Here is a 15,892-nt window from a genome sequence, read left to right as displayed (position 1 = left end):
AAGGCGCAGCCGCCGCGGCAGGACGCTACCGTCATTCAGCGCGCTTGCCGGATCTGCCGGACGCGTTCCTCGGTGCGGGGATGCGAGGAAAGCCAGGAGGGCCCTTCGCCGATGTCTTTCGACCCCGCGCTCAATCGTTCCAGCAGCACGGCTAGCGACTCGGGATCTTTACCAGCCAGGCGCGTCAGGGTGACGCCGCGCGCGTCGGCTTCCCGTTCGAAGCCGCGCGAGTACGACAGGTCGAGCAGGCCTGCGCCGAGTGCTCCGATATCGTGCGTCATGCTGGCGACATCGCCGGTCATGAGCATGACCACCACCGACAGGCCGGCGACACGGCCCAGCCTTCGTATGCCGTGCCGGTGCTCGACGTGCCCGATCTCGTGCGCCAGCACGCCTGCCAGCGTGTCTGGGGACTCCGCCAGCTTGACCAGTTCATCGGTGACGACGATCTGGCCACCAGGCAGCGCCAGCGCGTTGGCGCCGACTAAGCGGCCGCCTTCGCGGAACGCCAGCCGGAGGCTGCCTGAGGGATCATCCGCGTGTGCCGCCAGGTCGTTGAACACGGACTGGACTGCTTGCCGCGTTGCGAGGGGCAGGGCGGAGGGACGAAACATCATGCGGTCCAAGGTGTCCATGACGCCTGCGCCAATGTGTGCCTCGACGGCGTGCGGAACAAATGTGGCCGCTGTGTCGCCCAGCCAGGGAATGACCCAGCGCAGGCCGACGAAGAAGACCAGCACGGACGCCGCGGTCAGCGCGAGCCAGTGAGCGCGGATGTGTTCCAGGCGGTGCAGGCGGCCGGCGCTGCGGCGGCCCAGGCCGTGGTCCAGGCGGTCGACCTGATCATTGTCGGTGGTCTCGAAAACGCTCCCGTCCGGCAGCGTCGCGCGGCGAGGAGTCGTTCCTATGCGGCTTGACCAGCGCAGGGAGCGGGGCATCAGCAGCTGCGGTGTTTCGTCATCAAGCAACAGCAGCGTACCGTCGGGCAGCTGTGTCAGCGTGGCGGGGCGGTGGGCAGCCGCAGCGGCTCGGAAGAGCCGGCCGCGGATGGCGCCAGGTTCAGATGGACGAGGCGCTGGCAAAGCCTTCGAGCTCGCTGAATTCGCCGCCGAAGCTGCTTGGGGCGTGTCGTTGTTGCGATATGAATTCGTCCAAACCGGGCGCTGCCAGCAGCGTGACGCTTTGTGCAAGATAGCGGTACTGGCGGACGCGCGCCCAGGGATAGGCCAGGGTCAGCGTGATGGCGGTGACCAGGAAGCCGGAGGCCAGGATCCAGGCATAGCGCATGGGCGAAAGCCGGCTTTGCAGGCGATGGCCGCCCTGGATGGTCGTTCGGTTGTAAAGCTCGTTGCGCACGCAAGCGCCGTAATGGATGCCACCGAAGAACACCGCGGCGTACACGCTCACGATGGAGGGCAACACGATGTGCCCTTTGCCCAGAACGAATGCCAATAGCAGGGAATGTATGTGGAAAGGGATTCCCGCGGAGACGCACATCAGATAGGTTGCCAGCAACCCGGGCGCGGCGATGCCGATCACCAGCGCTGCGGTGCGGCCCAGGGCGCGATAGAGCGTGCTCAGTCGGGGGGCGCAGGCGAAGGAGAAGCCGCCGTAACGGTAGCCGTCGGCCAGATAGCGTCCCAGCAGCTTTGAGTGCACCGGCGCAAGCAGCCCCAGTGTGAGCATGGCCGCGATCGGCATGAGCAGGAACACGCCAAAGGCGCGCCAGTAACTGCCGTGAAAGTCGAAGCGTACATTGCTCCAGGAGGTCATGCAGGCGCTGAAGCGCAGGCCTGCGTTGATGGCCCAGGGCATGGCGAAGGCGAGCGCCACGAGGATGAATAGTTCGAGCATAGGTGCAACGTAGCTGACCGCGGCGATGAGGGCGATCAGCGCCACGGCGATCAGCCGGCCTTTCAGGATCTGCAGCGGCGTGGCGTGGTATTCGAAGGCGTGGCTCTTGATCACGGTGTTGCCGTAGAACCACCGGTTGGTGCGCACCGTGGCCCAGGCGGACCAGATGCCCAGCGTGACGATGGTCAGCAGGAGGTTGACGAACCAGACGCCGAAAAAGTCGCGCGCTACGCCGTTGAATTGCACAGGGGCGACCTGCAAGACGGGTGCGTCATGCGCGGGGGGCGGTTGCGGAGACGAGGGGGCGGCCGGGCCGGATGTCGGCGCGGCCGCCAGGTGCTGCTGAGTCATGTGCGTAACTCCGTTGAAATGGGCACAAGTAAAAGTGCGCGGATTCTATTCAACGGATACTTATGAAAGCACCAGAAAAGTACTTATATTCAAAAATAGAAATACTGAATTCGTGGAGGGAATGGCGTGAACTCGCGGGATGGAATGCCGGGATTATTATTTTTTATATTCTTTGCGCCATCCGTAGATTGATCAGGAATCAATGAAATTGAAACCGATGAAGTGACATCGGTTCTTTCCGTCGGCGAAGCCATAATTCAAAGCGCGGCGCAAAAAGGCCGGCCTGCCGTCAGTCTCGTCCAAACATCCTGTCCACGCTTTCCTGCATCTCAAAGATATCCGACACCACATACAGGCCGACGGGATCGCCCAGGTGGCTGTTGTCCGGAGGCGTCTCGACGCAGGCCTTGATCAGCACGATCTGCCCGGCCGGATCCGGCATGAATTTCATGCCGGCGACGGAAAGATGCTCGATGCGAATGCTGCCGTCGTTGAACCGGCGCCCCTTGGCTGCCTTGCCCTGCAGTTCTTCAATTGCCGGCACGTGGTCGAAGCGCGCGTCGTAGAACTCGATGACGGGGCTTTCGTTGGTCCGGGCGCAGCGGTGCACGTAGGCGGCATGGTAGCGGCCGTCCAGCTGATAGGACACCACGTCGCCGGCGCGGTAGAACGTCAGGCTGTCGGGCTGGCCTGGCGCGCGCTTGAGCGGCGTGGGCGGGGTGTGCAGGAAGGCCCTCTTGATGTCGCTGGTCTTGCGATAAAAGTCGTCGCTCAGGGCTACGGCGTGGTTGAGCGCGTCCATGCCGGCGTCAGCGAGGGCGGTGAGGGCCGCGTCGGCGATGCCGTACTTGTGCAGCAGGATGGCCAGGGCCACCGCGGTCTTATGGCGGTAGAGCGGCGAAGCCGCGTCGTCGCCGGCCTGCAGTACGCAGTTCCAGCGGCGCAGCACTTGTGGCAAGGCGCTGGCGCCCGGATTGGCGGCGATGGCGGGGTCATGCCGGGCGAGCGCCATGGTTCGGGTCAGCAGACGGGACAGGTCTTCGTCCAGCGTCTGGACCAGGGTGTCGGCGGCAAGCTTCTTGAGTGTCTGGGCGTGATTGGGAGCGGTCATCCAGCGATTATCGCCTTGCTGAATGGGGAGCGCGTGACGGACAGGCAATGCTCAAGAAATGATTCCGGGGCGCGGGAGCGAGGCCTGGCTCATCTCCTGCGCCCCGGGTTGCGGCGTTTGTCATGCGCCATGCTTCACCACCGGCGTTGCGATCCCGAAGGAGATTGCGATTGGGACGCCGGCTGGGACATGTCGCCCGGCCGCACGGTGCTTACATATTTCCTGTAATCGGCGACATATTCCGGGCTGTTGATGTCCGGACTTTCGTCGCCACTCCATTGTCTTTCGACGCCGGAGTCCTTCCAGGCGGCCAGGTCGCGCTCGACGTCCGCACGGGTGAGGGTGACATTGGGCGACGGCGCGGCGGTGGTGGGGGCAGAAGCGGCGGCCGGCTGTGCGCTGGCCGGGCTGGACAGCAGCGCGAAAGCCGCCAGCGCGACCGGGATAAGGGCGCGGAACGGTAGGACAGGCTTCATGAGTTGCTCCTTGATGACGGATGTGAGCGCAGCATTGGGGCCGGTGTCCTCGGGGCGCGCCGCGGCGCGGCCTGGGCCGAGGGCAGCTGCGTGACCGGAATGGCGTAGTCGTGTTCTTGGTGAGCGAATCCAGGCTCTTGTGCCGCGGCCCTCTGCTGCGGGTGGCGCAGGCCGGGTTGTAAACCCGACGGACGTGCCGCTGCCCTGGTCTCATGCCTTCGTGGTCATCGTAGGGCCGCATGGGTGCAGGCCACATACTCAAAATTGAGTACGTTCAAGTTGTAAGCGTTTTTCCTACAGCAGCGATGCCAGCCTGACCAGTTCGGATTGGCGGCTGCACTCCATTTTGTTCAGCAGGGATGCCACCTGCTTGCGCACGGTAAGCACTGACGCCTGGCGCAGCGTCGCGACCTCTTCGACGCTGTGCCCGGTGACCAGGCCGGCCAGGACGGCGGCCTCGGCATGGGTGATGGAGAACACGGATTCCAGCTTGGCAATGTCGGGCATGGCGAATGCGCTTTTCTTGCGCATGCGCACCAGCAGCATGCGTCCGCCGATGAGGCTCAGCGTCTCCGGCGCGACGCTGATGTCGATCCAGAAAAGTTCTCCCCAGCCGGACGCCGTGGCCAGCGAGCGCATCTGCGCATCCCTGGATACCGCCGCGCAATAGGCGTCGAACAGTCTCTGCACCTTGTGGTCGGCATGACGGAGCTTGCCGCCGCGGACCGTCCACCCGTGGGCATCGTCGAGGTAGCCGACGGCGAGGCTGGACATTTTGTCGACCATGGAGTCCTTGCTGATCAGCAGGACGGCTTCATGCACTTCCGAGAAGGCGCCTTCCACGGACTTCCAGCCGATGGCCTGGTTTTTTTCGCGCTGCGCAAGCTGGCTGCGCAGCGCGCGGAAATACTGGGCATAGTCGCCGGATTGGAGGCGGTCGCTGGCCTTGGGGTCGACGGACGCGCGTTGAAAGCCGATGGCGGCGCGCAGCACCGCATTGGACTCGATGACCAGTGACAGCAACTGCGCCATGCTGTGCTTGGCCATGAAGTCCGCATAGAACTCGGTGCGCTGCAATTGGGCGGTGTCGTACATGCGCGCGGTGTCCAGCCAGGTGCCCGCGGGCGCGTGCCGGGAATCCTGCTCAAGTATGTCGCAGCTGTAGTAGTGCCCTTGGTAATCCGCGAAACACGCGTCCGAGAAGCCGATGGCGGACAGGGTCAGCAGCTTGTTCCTGGCGTCGAAGACTATCAGTGTGCCGCTATCGGCGCCGACCAGATCACGGGCGGTCCGCAGAATGTCCTGCCAGGGCGGCTCGGGATCGGTCAGGTGGTCAACGGCCTCGATTGCACGGCGCAAGACGATATGGTGATCGGGCATGTCGTGCCTCCAACTCTGGGTCAGACGTAATCGCTGCTACGTGTCACAGATGGTTGTAGGTGGCGCCGGCCTGGAATGGCATGGCGGCGCACGGCTGCTGCGGATCAGGCGGATGGGGCGTGGCATCGCATGGAAGGATGCCGGGGGCCCTGAATCCCGTGGAGAAATTATCCTCGGAAATCCTCACTCAAGGAGAAAAACTGTTTGCCTTCGTGGGGTGCCGAGGTCGCGTGTTCATGGTCCTGATACGGCAGTACCGGGATATTTCAACCACCGCATTTCGCGCTTGCGGGTACGGCCCTCAGTGCCTGACCGCAAACTCGCCGATCACCGCCGCGGGCGACAGGGCGAACGAGGCCCTCATGTCCCGGACTTCTTCGACCGGCGTGCGGCCGAAGAATCGCTTGAACTCCCGGCTGAACTGCGAGGCGCTTTCGTAGCCGACGCGCGCGGATGCGGACGCGGCGGTAAGGCCGTCGCGGATCATCATCAGCCGGGCCTGGTGCAGGCGCGTGGACTTTATGTACTGGATTGGCGATGTCTGGGTGACCGCCTTGAAGTTGACATGGAAAGCCGGAACGCTCATCCCCGCTTCCTGCGCCAGGTTCGTGACGTCCAGGGCCTGCGAGTAATCCTGGTGGATGCGGCGCAGCGCCTTGGCTACCCGGCCAAAGCGGCCCTGGTGGGCCAGCGCTGCCCGCAAGGCGTCGCCTTGTTCGCCGACCAGCACCCGATAGCAGATTTCCCGCACCAGGGCGGGGCCCAGGATCCCGGCGTCCAGGGGGGAGCACAGCGCGCGTAGCAGGCGCAGGGTGGCGTCGGCCAGGTCGCCTTCGAGGGGCGTGGAAACGATGCCCAGCGGCACGCCGTCTGGAGGCGCCTCGGCGCGGGCGTCGATGGCCAGGATCAGGTCGGTCAGAGCGGTGAGATCCAGGCGGATGGATACGGCCAGCATGGGCTCTTCCTTGCTGGCCTGGGTTTCAGTGGAAAAGGGCAGGGGCACGGACAGCACCAGATAGTGCTGTGCGTCGTACACATAGACCTGGTCGCCCAGAAACCCCAGTTTGCGGCCCTGGCACACGATCACGATGCTGGGTTCGTAGAGAACGGGCGTGCGGCCCAGCGGCCGGTCCGAACGCATGAACCGTACGCCCTCCAGCGCCGACAGGCTATAGCCCTCGTTGGGCGCCAGGCGCTCGATCAGGGCCACCATCTGTCCGGGTTGCGGATTGGCAACGGCTGTCATGCGGTGTCCTCGAAGTCCGTTTCGGGTAGGGACGATTCTACCGGCATTGAACCCTGGAAAAATCGAATTCGATAGAAATAGGCAATGGTGCGATAGGGCCATGTATTCGCCTGGAAGGGCGCCGTCTTTAGCATTCAGTCATGGGCCACGGCAGGGCGCCGAAGGCTGGAAAACCTCCCCTTCAATCATTTGTTCCGGGCTGCGCGGCCTGCGGTCAATCTGATCGCCGCCGGGAAATGGCCCGCAAATACGGAGAATTACCATGACGATGCAATCCCGGGATTCCAAAGTGGTGCTTATTACCGGCGCCAGCAGCGGCATCGGTGAAGCCGCGGCGCGACTGCTGGCCGCCCAGGGCCACCGCGTGCTGGCCGGTGCGCGCCGCGCCGACCGGCTGGAAAGACTGGTTCAAGATATTCGGGCAAAGGGGGGCGTGGCGGACTTTCGTGCGCTGGACGTTACCTCGGCCCAGGACATGGACGCGTTCGTCCAGCATGCCGAGCAGGTCCACGGGCGAGTGGACGTCATCGTGAACAACGCGGGGGTGATGCCTCTGTCCGCGCTGTCGGCGCTGAAGCTCGAAGAATGGAACCGGATGATCGACGTGAACATCCGCGGCGTGCTGCACGGAATTGCCGCGGTATTGCCCCGCATGGAGCGGCAGGGCCATGGCCAGGTGATCAATGTGTCTTCCATCGGCGGCCTGAGCGTGTCACCCACGGCCGCCGTGTACTGCGCGACCAAGTTCGCGGTGCGCGCGATTTCCGACGGTCTGCGCCAGGAGACCAGCAAGATCCGCGTGACCGTGATCTGCCCGGGCGTGGTCGAGTCGGAGCTGGCCGACACCATTACGGACGAAGCCGCCAGCAAGGCGATGCAGGAATACCGCCGCGTTGCGCTGCGTCCGGACGCGATTGCCCGCGCCATTGCCTATGCCATCGACCAGCCCGCCGACGTAGACGTCAGCGAAGTGGTGGTCCGTCCGACGGCCAGCGCTTATTAACTTTTCAACTCAAGGACCTTTCATCATGACGACATTCAATCCTGCAGACAAACCCTACTCCGGCAAGGTTGCCATCGTGACCGGCGCGGCCAGCGGAATCGGCCTTGCCACGGTGGAGCTCCTGCACGCGCAAGGGGCCAGCGTGGTGGCCGTGGACCGGAACGAGGAAGTGCAAGCGCTGGCGCGCCCAGGCGTCGAGCCCCTGGTGGCCGACGTTGCCCGGGAAGAGAGCGCCGTGCTGGCGACGAAGACCGCGGTGGAGCGCCACGGCAGGCTGGACATTCTGGTGAACAACGCCGGCATCATCATCAACAAGCCCGTGATCGAGATGACGCTGGCCGATTGGAACGGCATCCAGGCGGTCAATTCCACCGGCGCATTCCTGTTCTCCCGCGAGGCCATGCGGGTGATGGTGCCGGCCAGGCAGGGATCCATCGTGAACGTGGGTTCGTATGCCTGCTACCAGGCCTTCCCGACGATTGCCGCCTATGCCGCATCCAAAGGAGCGCTGGCACAGCTGACGCGCGCCTTGTCGCTGGAAGCCATTGAGCATGGCATACGCGTGAACGCCGTGGGGTCGGGCGACGTCGTGACCAACATCACCAACCATATCCATGCGGATGGCCGCGCATTTCTGGCCGAGCATGGCAAGAACGCGCCGATCCGGCGCGCGGCGCAACCGAGCGAGATCGCGGAGGTCATTGCATTCCTGGCCTCGGACAAGGCCAGCTACATCGTGGGCGCGGTGGTGATGGCCGACGGCGGCATGAGCGTGGCGCTCAGGTAGGCGCGCTTCGAGCGTGGGCGGTCCAGGTCTATTTCGGCGGAAAGACCGCCGCCCGCCAGACGTCCATGAAGTGCCGCTTCTTCAGTGTGTCCAGGTACACCAGCAGCCCGACGCCCAGGGCGACGGGGCGCACTCCCGCCGCGGGAATGACCGAGGCGCCGACGGGCCGCATGCCGGACTGCTGGGCCAGCATTTCCTGGCCCCGGGGCGACAACAGGTAGTCCAGGAACGTGGCGCCCAGGTCGCCGCGCGGGGCTTGCTTGGGAATGATCGCGGAACGCGACAGCATCAGCGTGTAGTCCTGCGGGTAGATGATGGCCAGTGGCGCGCCCTGGTCGATGCGGTGCCGGGTGTAGGACTCCAGCAGGTTGTAGGCCAGGGTGATCTCGCCGCGCTCCAGCTTGTCCAGGGCGTCTTCCGTGGATTCATGGGTGGTGACGCCGTTGCGGCCAAAGGCGGCCAGCAGCGCGCCGGCCATGCTGTCCAGGCGGGTGTCCTGCGTGGCTGCGAGGTAGCCGATGCCGCTGCCCTGCACATCGTAGGTGGATATCTGGCCGGCCAGTGGCTGGTCGGGAGCTTGCAGCAGGGACAGCAGTTCGCGGCGCGTGCGCGGCACGCGCGCCGGGTCCAGCTTCTGTGTGTTGTAGACCATGACGATGGGATCGGTGCCGATGCTGAAGACCTCGTCGCGCCAGTTGGCCCATCCGGGCAGCGCCCGCGTCTCGGGCGAAATGTGCATCTGCGCGTAGCCATCGTTGACCAGCTTGGTCTGCAGGTCCATGGCGCTGCTGATGACGAGATCCGGGCCAGTCCTGGACGCCGGTGTCTGCCCGGCCCTGGCCACGGTGTCGCTGTAGAGCTCCCGCGTGGACAGCTCGGTGTATTCCAGGCGGACCGCCGGGTTCAGCCTGACGAAGTCTTCCAGCACGCCGCGAAACACCTGCACGCTGTTGGAGGCATGCACGACCAGCACGCTCTTGCTGTCGGCGGGGCCCAAGGTCAGGCCGCTGCCGCTGACTTCCGCGGCGTGGCTGGCCATGGCCAGCGCCAGGGCGGCCAAGGCGGCCAGGATGCGCAGGGGGGACAGGATCTTAAGCATGATCGGGGATGGCCGGCAGCGTGATGACGGCGTCCAGGCCGCCTCCCACGCGATTGCTCAGGCTGAGCCTGCCCTGGTGGATGTCGACGACGCGCTTGATGATGGACAGGCCGAGCCCGGCGCCGGGCGCTCGGGGATTGGGCCCGCGGGCGAAGCGCTCGAAGGCGGTGTTGGCCAGCGCGGGCGGGATGCCCGGCCCCTGGTCGGACACGGAGATGCGCCAGTCGTCGCCTTGCCGCTCCAGCCGGACATCGATGTGGCCGTCTTCGGCGGCGCCGTGGCGCAGCGCGTTGTCGATCAGGTTCTTGAAGGCTTCGCGCAGCATCAGGCTGTCGCCCAGCACTTGCGGCGGATGGCCCGCGGCGGATTCGGGCAGGCGCAGGCGGACGTCGGGCTGGGGATCGGCTTGCGGGACGGTGTCGTACACCGCCTGGCTCAGCAGCTCGGCCAGGTCGACGGGCTGGAACTGCCTGACGTTGCTGCGATGGATGACGCTGGCGTCGCTGAGCAGCTGGTTGACCAGCCGGGACAGCTTTTCGGCGTTGCGCAGCACGGCCAGCAGGCTGCGGCGTTGCTCGGCGGGGTCGTCTTCGTCCAGCGCCACTTCCATCTGCGCGTGCAGGGCGGCCAGCGGCGTGCGCAGCTGGTGCGCGGCTTCGGCGATGAAGAGGCGCAGGGTGTCCAGGTTCTCAGACAGGCGGGCCATGAAGCCGTCCAGCGAATGAACCAGCGTGTCCAGTTCTTCGGGTACGGGGGCGGCGATGGGGTGCAGGTCCGACGCGCTGCGCCCGGCCAGCTCGCGTTCGATGCGCTGGATGGGCGACAGCGACCGGTGCAGGCCCCAGTAGGCCAGCGCCAGGACGGCGGCGGTGAAGCCGATCAGCGCCAGCGTGCCTTGCCACAGGATGCTGTCGGCCAGCGCGTTGCGGGCCTCGCGCGTCTGGGCGACCTGGATGATGGCGGTCTCGGTTTCGCGGGGGCCTGCGATCTTGCGTTCCATCCAGGCGATGCGCACGGGTTCGCCCTGGTACACGGCCTGGTACAGCTGAGGCGAATCGGCGCCGGTGTTGCCGCTGGCGGGCGGAGCGGGCAGGTCGGCATAGCCTGAGATCTCGGCCCCGTCGGCGGCGGCGACCCGGTAGAAGACGCGGTCGCGCGGGGCTTGCTCCAGCAGGGCCAGGGCCGCGTAGGGCATGTCCATCTGCCATTCGTCCCGCACCAGCTGCAGGCTGTCGGCCATGGACAGCACGGAGGCGCGCAGAAGCTGGTCGTAGGTGGTGTCGGCGGTTTGATGGGCGTAGCCGCGCACCAGCAGATAGAGCGCGCCCAGGCCCGCCAGGAACAGCGCCAGCAGCATGGCCAGCAGCCGGCGGCGGACGGAGATGCGGCGGTGCTGCATGGGTTCAATCCCGGGGTGCTGGGCTGTCTGCCTCATCGGCCGCAGTCAGCAGATAGCCGGTGCCACGCTGCGTTTCGATGCGCAGCGGCGATCCCTCGAGCTTGCGGCGCAGCCGGGCGATGTAGACCTCGATGGCGTTGGGGGCGGCCTCGTCGTCGAAGGCGAAGAGCTTGTTGGCGATCTCCGTCTTGCTGACGGCGCGGTTCATTCCAGCCAGCAGGATTTCCAGCAGGCTGTATTCGCGCTTGGGCAGTTCGATGCGCTGGCCGGCCAGGGTGACCTGGCGTGCGGCGCTGTCGATGACCAGTTCGCCAAAGCGCAGGACGCCGGCGGCCTGCGCGCTGGGGCGGCGCAGCAGCGCGCGGCAGCGGGCCTCCAGTTCGCGGAAGTCGAAGGGCTTGGCCAGGTAGTCGTCGGCGCCCGTATCCAGGGCGTGGACGCGGTCTTCGATGTCGATGCGCGCGGTCAGCGCCAGTACGGGCGTCTTGCTCCCGCGGTCGCGCAGGCGGTGCAGGATGTCGAAGCCCGACATGCGGGGCAGGCCGATGTCCAGGATGACCAGGTCGAAGGTTTCGTACTGCAGGACGCCGTCGGCGCTCATGCCGTCGTTCTGCCAGTCGACGGCATGGCCGAGGCGGCGCAGCCGGCGTACCAGTGCGTCCGCCAGATCCTCATCGTCTTCGATTACCAAGATGCGCATGCGCAGATTGTCGCATGGCGGTTGTCCGCTCCCGACGCCGCCTGTTTTGAAAAACGACAGGTTCCAGACAGCTTTTCTTCCTAGTCTTGCGGTCCTGCTTCCCCCGCCGGAGGCAGTCACGCATAACAACGACTAGTCGGAGATAACCCTCATGCTTTTGACTCTGCTTGGCTTCGGCATGGTGATCACGTTCATGACGCTGATCATGACCAAGCGCCTGTCGCCGCTGGTTGCGCTCATCCTTGTCCCCATTATTTTTGCCCTGCTGGGCGGCTTTGGCGCCGGCATCGACAAGATGATGCTGGACGGCATCCGCAAGATCGCGCCCACGGGCGTGATGCTGATGTTCGCCATCCTGTATTTTGGGGTGATGATCGACGCCGGCCTGTTCGACCCCATCGTGGGCCGTATCCTGCGCGCGGTGAAGGGCGATCCGCTGAAGATCGTGGTGGGCACCACGGTGCTGGCGCTGGTGATCTCGCTGGACGGGGACGGATCGACCACCTACATGATCGTGGTCGCGTCGATGCTGCCGCTGTACCGGCGCCTGAAGATGAACGCGCTGTCCATGACCTGCCTGGCGATGCTGGCCAGCGGCGTCATGAACCTGACCCCTTGGGGCGGCCCGACGGCGCGCGCCGCCAGCGCCCTGCACGTGGACGCGGGCGACATCTTCGTGCCGCTGGTCCCGGTGATGGGCGTGTCGATCGTGGCGATCCTGGTGCTGGCTGTCTTCCTGGGCCTGCGCGAACGCCGCCGCCTGGGCGTGCTGACGCTGCCTGAAGGCGCGTCGCTGCATGCCGGCTACGACGAGGACGGCCCCAAGAACCTGCCCGAGATCGAGGTCGACCAGGACCTGCGGCGCCCGCAGCTGCTGTGGGTGAACGCCGGCCTGACGCTGGCCCTGATGGTGAGCCTGGTGCTGGGCGTACTGCCTCTGCCGGTGCTGTTCATGATCGCGTTCGCGGTCGCGCTGATCATCAACTACCCGAACCTGGCCGAGCAGCGCCGGCGTGTCTCGCAGCATGCGGGCAATGTGCTGTCGGTGGTGTCGCTGATTTTCGCGGCCGGCATCTTCACGGGCATCCTGTCCGGGACGGGCATGGTGGAAGCCATGTCGCGCAGCCTGCTCGCCGTGATCCCGGATGCGCTGGGCCCCTATCTGGCCGGCATTACCGCGCTGGTCAGCCTGCCGTTCACCTTCTTCATGTCGAATGACGCCTTCTACTTCGGCGTGCTGCCGATCCTGAGCGAAGCCGCGCAGGGCTACGGGATTTCGCCCGTGGAGATGGCGCGGGCCTCGCTGATCGGCCAGCCGGTGCACTTGCTCAGCCCGCTGGTGCCGTCCACCTATCTGCTGGTCGGCCTGGCCGGCGTGGAGTTCGGCGACCACCAGCGCTATTCGCTGAAGTGGGCCACGCTGGTCTGCCTGGTGATGCTGGCGGCCGCCCTGGCGTTTGGCCTGTTCCCCCTGGTGGGATCCGGCGCCTGATCCGCGGCGCCCGCCGCACTCTTCATAAAGGAACGTTCATGGCTTTGCGCATTGCTTATGTCACCAGCGGAATGGGCCACACGGGCACCGCGATCTGCCAGGCGCTGCATCATGCCGGGCATCGGGTCATCGCGGGCTGCGGCCCGCGCTCGTCCCGCAAGAATCATTGGCTGAAGGAACAGAAGTCCCTGGGCTATGACTTCATCGCGTCCGAAGGCGACGCCACGGATTGGGCCTCCACCGAAGCCGCGTTCGCCAAGGTGCGGCGCGAAGTGGGCGAGATCGATGTGCTGGTCAACAACGCCGGCTCCATGCTGGACATGCGCTTTCGCCAGATGGCCTATGCCGATTGGTCCGCGGTGCTGCGCAGCAACCTGGACACGCTGTTCAACAGCACCAGGCAGGTCGTCGACAGCATGTCGGACCGGGGCTGGGGCCGCATCATCAACATTGGTTCGGTCGCGGCCGAGAAAGGCCAGATCGGCCAGATCAACTACGCCACGGCCAAGGGGGCGGTCATCGGCTTTACGCGGTCGCTGGCGCAGGAGGTCGCGGCGCGCGGGGTGACGGTGAACCTGGTGTCGCCGGGCTTCATCGCCGACGACACGGTCAAGGCATTTCCGCCGGCGCTGCTGGACCGCATCATCGAAAGCGTGCCGGTGGGCAGGCTGGGGACGGCCAAGGATCTGGCCGGCCTGTGCGCCTGGCTGGCGTCGGACGACGCGGCGTTTGTCACGGGCGCCAACTACGCCATCAATGGCGGCGTATACATGAGCTGACGAGCCGGCGGAGCCAGGCGGTTTCTGGCGGCCGTCGGATTCCGTGCCGGGCGCATCAGTGCCCGCGGCTTTTCAGGAAGTCAGGGATGGACGTTGCGGTGCGCTTGCTGTCCGCCAGCCATTCCACGCGCCATTCGGTGATCCGCTCGGCCGTGTAATGCTCGAAGACGCCTGGCGTCTGCTCGTTGATGGATTCAAACTGCCGCACCAGCACCAGGGGCCTTTCCGCGCCCGGCGTTTCATCCGAGCATTCCACGGCTTCTTCAAACGTGGCGAAGGCGTAGTAATAGTCGTCGCCGTCATGCAGATCCTCGCCACCCGCATGCGGATGCACCCACACGCGGTATTCCAGCACGTCATCGTAAAAATAGCCGCCTCCGGATTTGGTCATGGCGGGGTATTCGCCGACCTGGTCGGGGTCGATGGCGATGGGATGGGCGGAGGAAATGTCAGGGGTCATGGTGGAAAGGCTCGGGGCGGGTTGATACGCTGCGGAAAGTTGCAGGTCGACACCTTATCCGATTGGGCCTGGCCAGTGCAGTAGCGGCGGAGGGAAAATCAGCGATTGCTCAGTCCAGCTCGCGGTGTGCGTCGGTCGTCAGACGTCGATCTGATCGAATTGCACTCCCAACGCGGCAGCAATTCGTTCTCGCGTAATTCGCTTTGTCCTGGCGTCTTGCGCCTCCATGGCGGCATAGCTGGGCTGGCGGATGCCCAGGCGTGCCGCCATTTCAACTTGGGTGATTCCCAAGTACTCGCGCCAGGCTCGGATGATGCTCCAGCCATTATCAGACATCAATATCACGACTTCATGCGGAACCGTGCCGTCCGCAGGGACGCGGGGAGGGGCGGGAGTTGCCTTGGAGCCGGTCAGCGCAAGGTATTCCGAGTAGGGAAGAACCACGAACGCCGGCTTTCCATCTGCCTCAAGAATGGTTGGGTGCAGGCTCATGTGGGATTTTTTCCGGGATTCAGCAGGTGCTGCCATCGCGCTTTTTCACCTCTTGGATTTCTATTATCCGGAGTGTTGGATCGCCTGCCGCATCAAATGTTGTTGCTGGTTTTCGGACTCTTTCCTGACATCTGCGGATGCCGTATTCAGAATGGCAGGCGGGCATGTCTCACCCTGGAATTCGGCGCAACGCATCATGCTGGACGCGACGACGAGATTAGCCATGTCCAGCACGATCCGCGGGAGAACCGCGCTCAATTCACCAGTTTCACCGCCCCGCTATCAATCAGCTCCTTCCACTTGGCGTTGTCCGCCTGGATGAACTTCAGCAGGTCGTCCCGCGATCCGCCGCCGGCCACCATCCCGGCGTTGTCGACCGCGGCCTTGAACTCGGGCGTGGCCACGGCGGCGCGCAGCGCGGCGTTGATCAGGTCCAGCTGTTCGCCGGCGATGGTCTTGCTGGCCGCCACGGAAAACCACTGGCTGGCGGCGTAGCCCTTGAAGCCGGACTCTTCCACGGTGGGCACGTCCGGCAGGCTGTCCAGCCGGTAGGGCGTGGTCACCGCATACGCCTTCAATGCGCCGGCCTTGATCTGCGGCATGACCGGCGCGGACCCCAGGATGGCCAGCGGGATCTGGCCGCCCGCCACGTCAGCCACGGCCTGGCCGCCGCCCTTGTAAGGCACGTGCACGATGCGGGTGCCGGCATATTGGTTGAGCAATTCGCCCGCCAGGTTTTGCGACGTGCCGTTGCCGGAGCTGCCATAGCTCCAGGCCTCGGGCCGGCGCCGGGCGTCGGCCAGCACGTCCTGCAAGTTGTCCCGGGCGTCGCGCGCGGGGCCGACGATCACCATCGGGCCTTGCGCCATCAGCATCACGGGCGCCAGTTCGCGGCCGATCTCGGGCTGCGGCGTGGGATAGATCAGCGGCCCCGGCACCGTCAGCAGGTAGCCGTCGCCGGCCTTGCTGCGCGCGATCAGCTGCAAGGCGATGGCGCCGGATGCGCCGGGGCGGTTTTCCACGATGACGTTCAGTCCGGTCTTGCGCGCGAGTTCCTGCGCGGCGATCCGGGTCAGCACGTCGGCGGTTCCGCCGGGCACGAAGCCGACCACCCAGGTGATCTGCTTGGCCGGCCAGTCCAGCTTGTTGTCGGCCGCGCTGGCTGCCGCGGCGGGCAGGACGATGCCAAGCAGCATCGCACAGCATCGGATAGCGAACTTCATGTTTTCCCCTTGTATTTTGCTATCTGCTAAGCCGCCGTGG

At 65.3% G+C, this 15,892-nt stretch carries 16 protein-coding genes; 4 read left to right on the top strand and 12 right to left on the bottom strand.

Annotated elements, in window-relative coordinates; all coding sequences use genetic code 11:
- Positions 1 to 35: 35 nt before the first annotated feature.
- The 6 genes from HLG70_RS15990 to HLG70_RS15965 form a co-directional block, all read right to left on the bottom strand.
- Entirely contained in the window at positions 36 to 1,082 is a 1,047-nt protein-coding gene (locus HLG70_RS15990; protein ID WP_419144776.1) for a M48 family metallopeptidase, read from the bottom strand.
- Positions 1,060 to 2,205, bottom strand: coding sequence for a YjgN family protein (locus HLG70_RS15985; RefSeq protein WP_171661985.1), 1,146 nt, complete (start codon positions 2,203 to 2,205; stop codon positions 1,060 to 1,062). The genes HLG70_RS15990 and HLG70_RS15985 overlap by 23 nt, the downstream gene beginning before the upstream one ends.
- 289 nt (positions 2,206 to 2,494) lie before the next feature.
- Complete coding sequence (locus HLG70_RS15980; protein ID WP_171661986.1) at positions 2,495 to 3,316, bottom strand: hypothetical protein; 822 nt, start codon at positions 3,314 to 3,316, stop codon at positions 2,495 to 2,497.
- Positions 3,317 to 3,450: 134 nt separating this feature from the next.
- Positions 3,451 to 3,792 carry a DUF4148 domain-containing protein gene (locus HLG70_RS15975; RefSeq protein ID WP_171661987.1) on the bottom strand — a complete coding sequence of 114 codons (342 nt, stop codon included), beginning with the start codon at positions 3,790 to 3,792 and terminating at the stop codon, positions 3,451 to 3,453.
- A gap of 294 nt (positions 3,793 to 4,086) precedes the next feature.
- The gene (locus tag HLG70_RS15970) at positions 4,087 to 5,172 is read right to left on the bottom strand and encodes a helix-turn-helix transcriptional regulator (protein ID WP_171661988.1); all 1,086 of its coding nucleotides are present in this window, start codon (positions 5,170 to 5,172) and stop codon (positions 4,087 to 4,089) included.
- A gap of 301 nt (positions 5,173 to 5,473) precedes the next feature.
- Positions 5,474 to 6,418: an AraC family transcriptional regulator gene (locus HLG70_RS15965; RefSeq protein ID WP_234103099.1), complete on the bottom strand. Its 945-nt coding sequence runs from the start codon at positions 6,416 to 6,418 to the stop codon at positions 5,474 to 5,476.
- A gap of 262 nt (positions 6,419 to 6,680) precedes the next feature.
- On the opposite strand from HLG70_RS15965, the gene HLG70_RS15960 reads away from it, so the two are divergent.
- Both HLG70_RS15960 and HLG70_RS15955 read left to right on the top strand, forming a co-directional pair.
- Positions 6,681 to 7,421, top strand: coding sequence for an SDR family oxidoreductase (locus HLG70_RS15960; RefSeq protein WP_213697122.1), 741 nt, complete (start codon positions 6,681 to 6,683; stop codon positions 7,419 to 7,421).
- A gap of 25 nt (positions 7,422 to 7,446) precedes the next feature.
- Positions 7,447 to 8,208: an SDR family NAD(P)-dependent oxidoreductase gene (locus HLG70_RS15955; protein WP_171661989.1), complete on the top strand. Its 762-nt coding sequence runs from the start codon at positions 7,447 to 7,449 to the stop codon at positions 8,206 to 8,208.
- A gap of 28 nt (positions 8,209 to 8,236) precedes the next feature.
- On the opposite strand, the gene HLG70_RS15950 is transcribed toward HLG70_RS15955, so the two are convergent.
- The 3 genes from HLG70_RS15950 to HLG70_RS15940 are packed head-to-tail and all read right to left on the bottom strand — an operon-like array spanning position 8,237 to position 11,406.
- On the bottom strand, positions 8,237 to 9,307 hold the full coding sequence (locus tag HLG70_RS15950; protein WP_171661990.1) for an ABC transporter substrate-binding protein: 1,071 nt from the start codon (positions 9,305 to 9,307) through the stop codon (positions 8,237 to 8,239).
- Positions 9,300 to 10,706: a sensor histidine kinase gene (locus tag HLG70_RS15945; protein WP_171661991.1), complete on the bottom strand. Its 1,407-nt coding sequence runs from the start codon at positions 10,704 to 10,706 to the stop codon at positions 9,300 to 9,302. Before HLG70_RS15945 ends, HLG70_RS15950 begins: the two co-directional genes overlap by 8 nt.
- Positions 10,707 to 10,710: 4 nt before the next feature.
- A complete protein-coding gene (locus HLG70_RS15940; RefSeq protein ID WP_171661992.1) occupies positions 10,711 to 11,406 on the bottom strand; it encodes a response regulator transcription factor in 696 nt (231 codons plus the stop codon).
- Between the two features lie 151 nt (positions 11,407 to 11,557).
- Here HLG70_RS15940 and HLG70_RS15935 point away from each other — a divergent pair, with 151 nt between their 5' ends.
- Both HLG70_RS15935 and HLG70_RS15930 read left to right on the top strand, forming a co-directional pair.
- On the top strand, positions 11,558 to 12,898 hold the full coding sequence (locus HLG70_RS15935) for a CitMHS family transporter (protein WP_171661993.1): 1,341 nt from the start codon (positions 11,558 to 11,560) through the stop codon (positions 12,896 to 12,898).
- 38 nt (positions 12,899 to 12,936) lie between these two features.
- On the top strand, positions 12,937 to 13,677 hold the full coding sequence (locus HLG70_RS15930) for an SDR family oxidoreductase (RefSeq protein WP_171661994.1): 741 nt from the start codon (positions 12,937 to 12,939) through the stop codon (positions 13,675 to 13,677).
- A gap of 55 nt (positions 13,678 to 13,732) precedes the next feature.
- Here HLG70_RS15930 and HLG70_RS15925 read toward each other — a convergent pair whose 3' ends face one another.
- From HLG70_RS15925 to HLG70_RS15915, 3 genes are all read right to left on the bottom strand, one after another.
- Positions 13,733 to 14,137, bottom strand: coding sequence for a GCN5 family acetyltransferase (locus tag HLG70_RS15925; RefSeq protein WP_171661995.1), 405 nt, complete (start codon positions 14,135 to 14,137; stop codon positions 13,733 to 13,735).
- 138 nt (positions 14,138 to 14,275) lie between these two features.
- Positions 14,276 to 14,629, bottom strand: coding sequence for a helix-turn-helix transcriptional regulator (locus HLG70_RS15920; RefSeq protein ID WP_171661996.1), 354 nt, complete (start codon positions 14,627 to 14,629; stop codon positions 14,276 to 14,278).
- A gap of 254 nt (positions 14,630 to 14,883) precedes the next feature.
- Entirely contained in the window at positions 14,884 to 15,852 is a 969-nt protein-coding gene (locus HLG70_RS15915) for a tripartite tricarboxylate transporter substrate binding protein (protein ID WP_171661997.1), read from the bottom strand.
- Positions 15,853 to 15,892: the final 40 nt, after the last annotated feature.

The sequence above is a fragment of the Achromobacter deleyi genome (assembly GCF_013116765.2).
GTDB lineage: Bacteria > Pseudomonadota > Gammaproteobacteria > Burkholderiales > Burkholderiaceae_B > Achromobacter > Achromobacter deleyi_A.
Note: the sequence above shows the minus strand (reverse complement) of the source record. Positions and strands in the feature narration are given on the sequence as shown.

What these genes read in the sequence shown, in the direction of transcription:
- HLG70_RS15985 (WP_171661985.1), bottom strand. Translation starts at nt 2,205, where the DNA reads ATGACTCAGCAGCACCTGGCGGCCGCGCCGACATCCGGCCCGGCCGCC.
- HLG70_RS15980 (WP_171661986.1), bottom strand. Translation starts at nt 3,316, where the DNA reads ATGACCGCTCCCAATCACGCCCAGACACTCAAGAAGCTTGCCGCCGAC.
- HLG70_RS15975 (WP_171661987.1), bottom strand. Translation starts at nt 3,792, where the DNA reads ATGAAGCCTGTCCTACCGTTCCGCGCCCTTATCCCGGTCGCGCTGGCG.
- HLG70_RS15970 (WP_171661988.1), bottom strand. Translation starts at nt 5,172, where the DNA reads ATGCCCGATCACCATATCGTCTTGCGCCGTGCAATCGAGGCCGTTGAC.
- HLG70_RS15965 (WP_234103099.1), bottom strand. Translation starts at nt 6,418, where the DNA reads ATGACAGCCGTTGCCAATCCGCAACCCGGACAGATGGTGGCCCTGATC.
- HLG70_RS15960 (WP_213697122.1), top strand. Translation starts at nt 6,681, where the DNA reads ATGACGATGCAATCCCGGGATTCCAAAGTGGTGCTTATTACCGGCGCC.
- HLG70_RS15955 (WP_171661989.1), top strand. Translation starts at nt 7,447, where the DNA reads ATGACGACATTCAATCCTGCAGACAAACCCTACTCCGGCAAGGTTGCC.
- HLG70_RS15950 (WP_171661990.1), bottom strand. Translation starts at nt 9,307, where the DNA reads ATGCTTAAGATCCTGTCCCCCCTGCGCATCCTGGCCGCCTTGGCCGCC.
- HLG70_RS15945 (WP_171661991.1), bottom strand. Translation starts at nt 10,706, where the DNA reads ATGCAGCACCGCCGCATCTCCGTCCGCCGCCGGCTGCTGGCCATGCTG.
- HLG70_RS15940 (WP_171661992.1), bottom strand. Translation starts at nt 11,406, where the DNA reads ATGCGCATCTTGGTAATCGAAGACGATGAGGATCTGGCGGACGCACTG.
- HLG70_RS15935 (WP_171661993.1), top strand. Translation starts at nt 11,558, where the DNA reads ATGCTTTTGACTCTGCTTGGCTTCGGCATGGTGATCACGTTCATGACG.
- HLG70_RS15930 (WP_171661994.1), top strand. Translation starts at nt 12,937, where the DNA reads ATGGCTTTGCGCATTGCTTATGTCACCAGCGGAATGGGCCACACGGGC.
- HLG70_RS15925 (WP_171661995.1), bottom strand. Translation starts at nt 14,137, where the DNA reads ATGACCCCTGACATTTCCTCCGCCCATCCCATCGCCATCGACCCCGAC.
- HLG70_RS15920 (WP_171661996.1), bottom strand. Translation starts at nt 14,629, where the DNA reads ATGAGCCTGCACCCAACCATTCTTGAGGCAGATGGAAAGCCGGCGTTC.
- HLG70_RS15915 (WP_171661997.1), bottom strand. Translation starts at nt 15,852, where the DNA reads ATGAAGTTCGCTATCCGATGCTGTGCGATGCTGCTTGGCATCGTCCTG.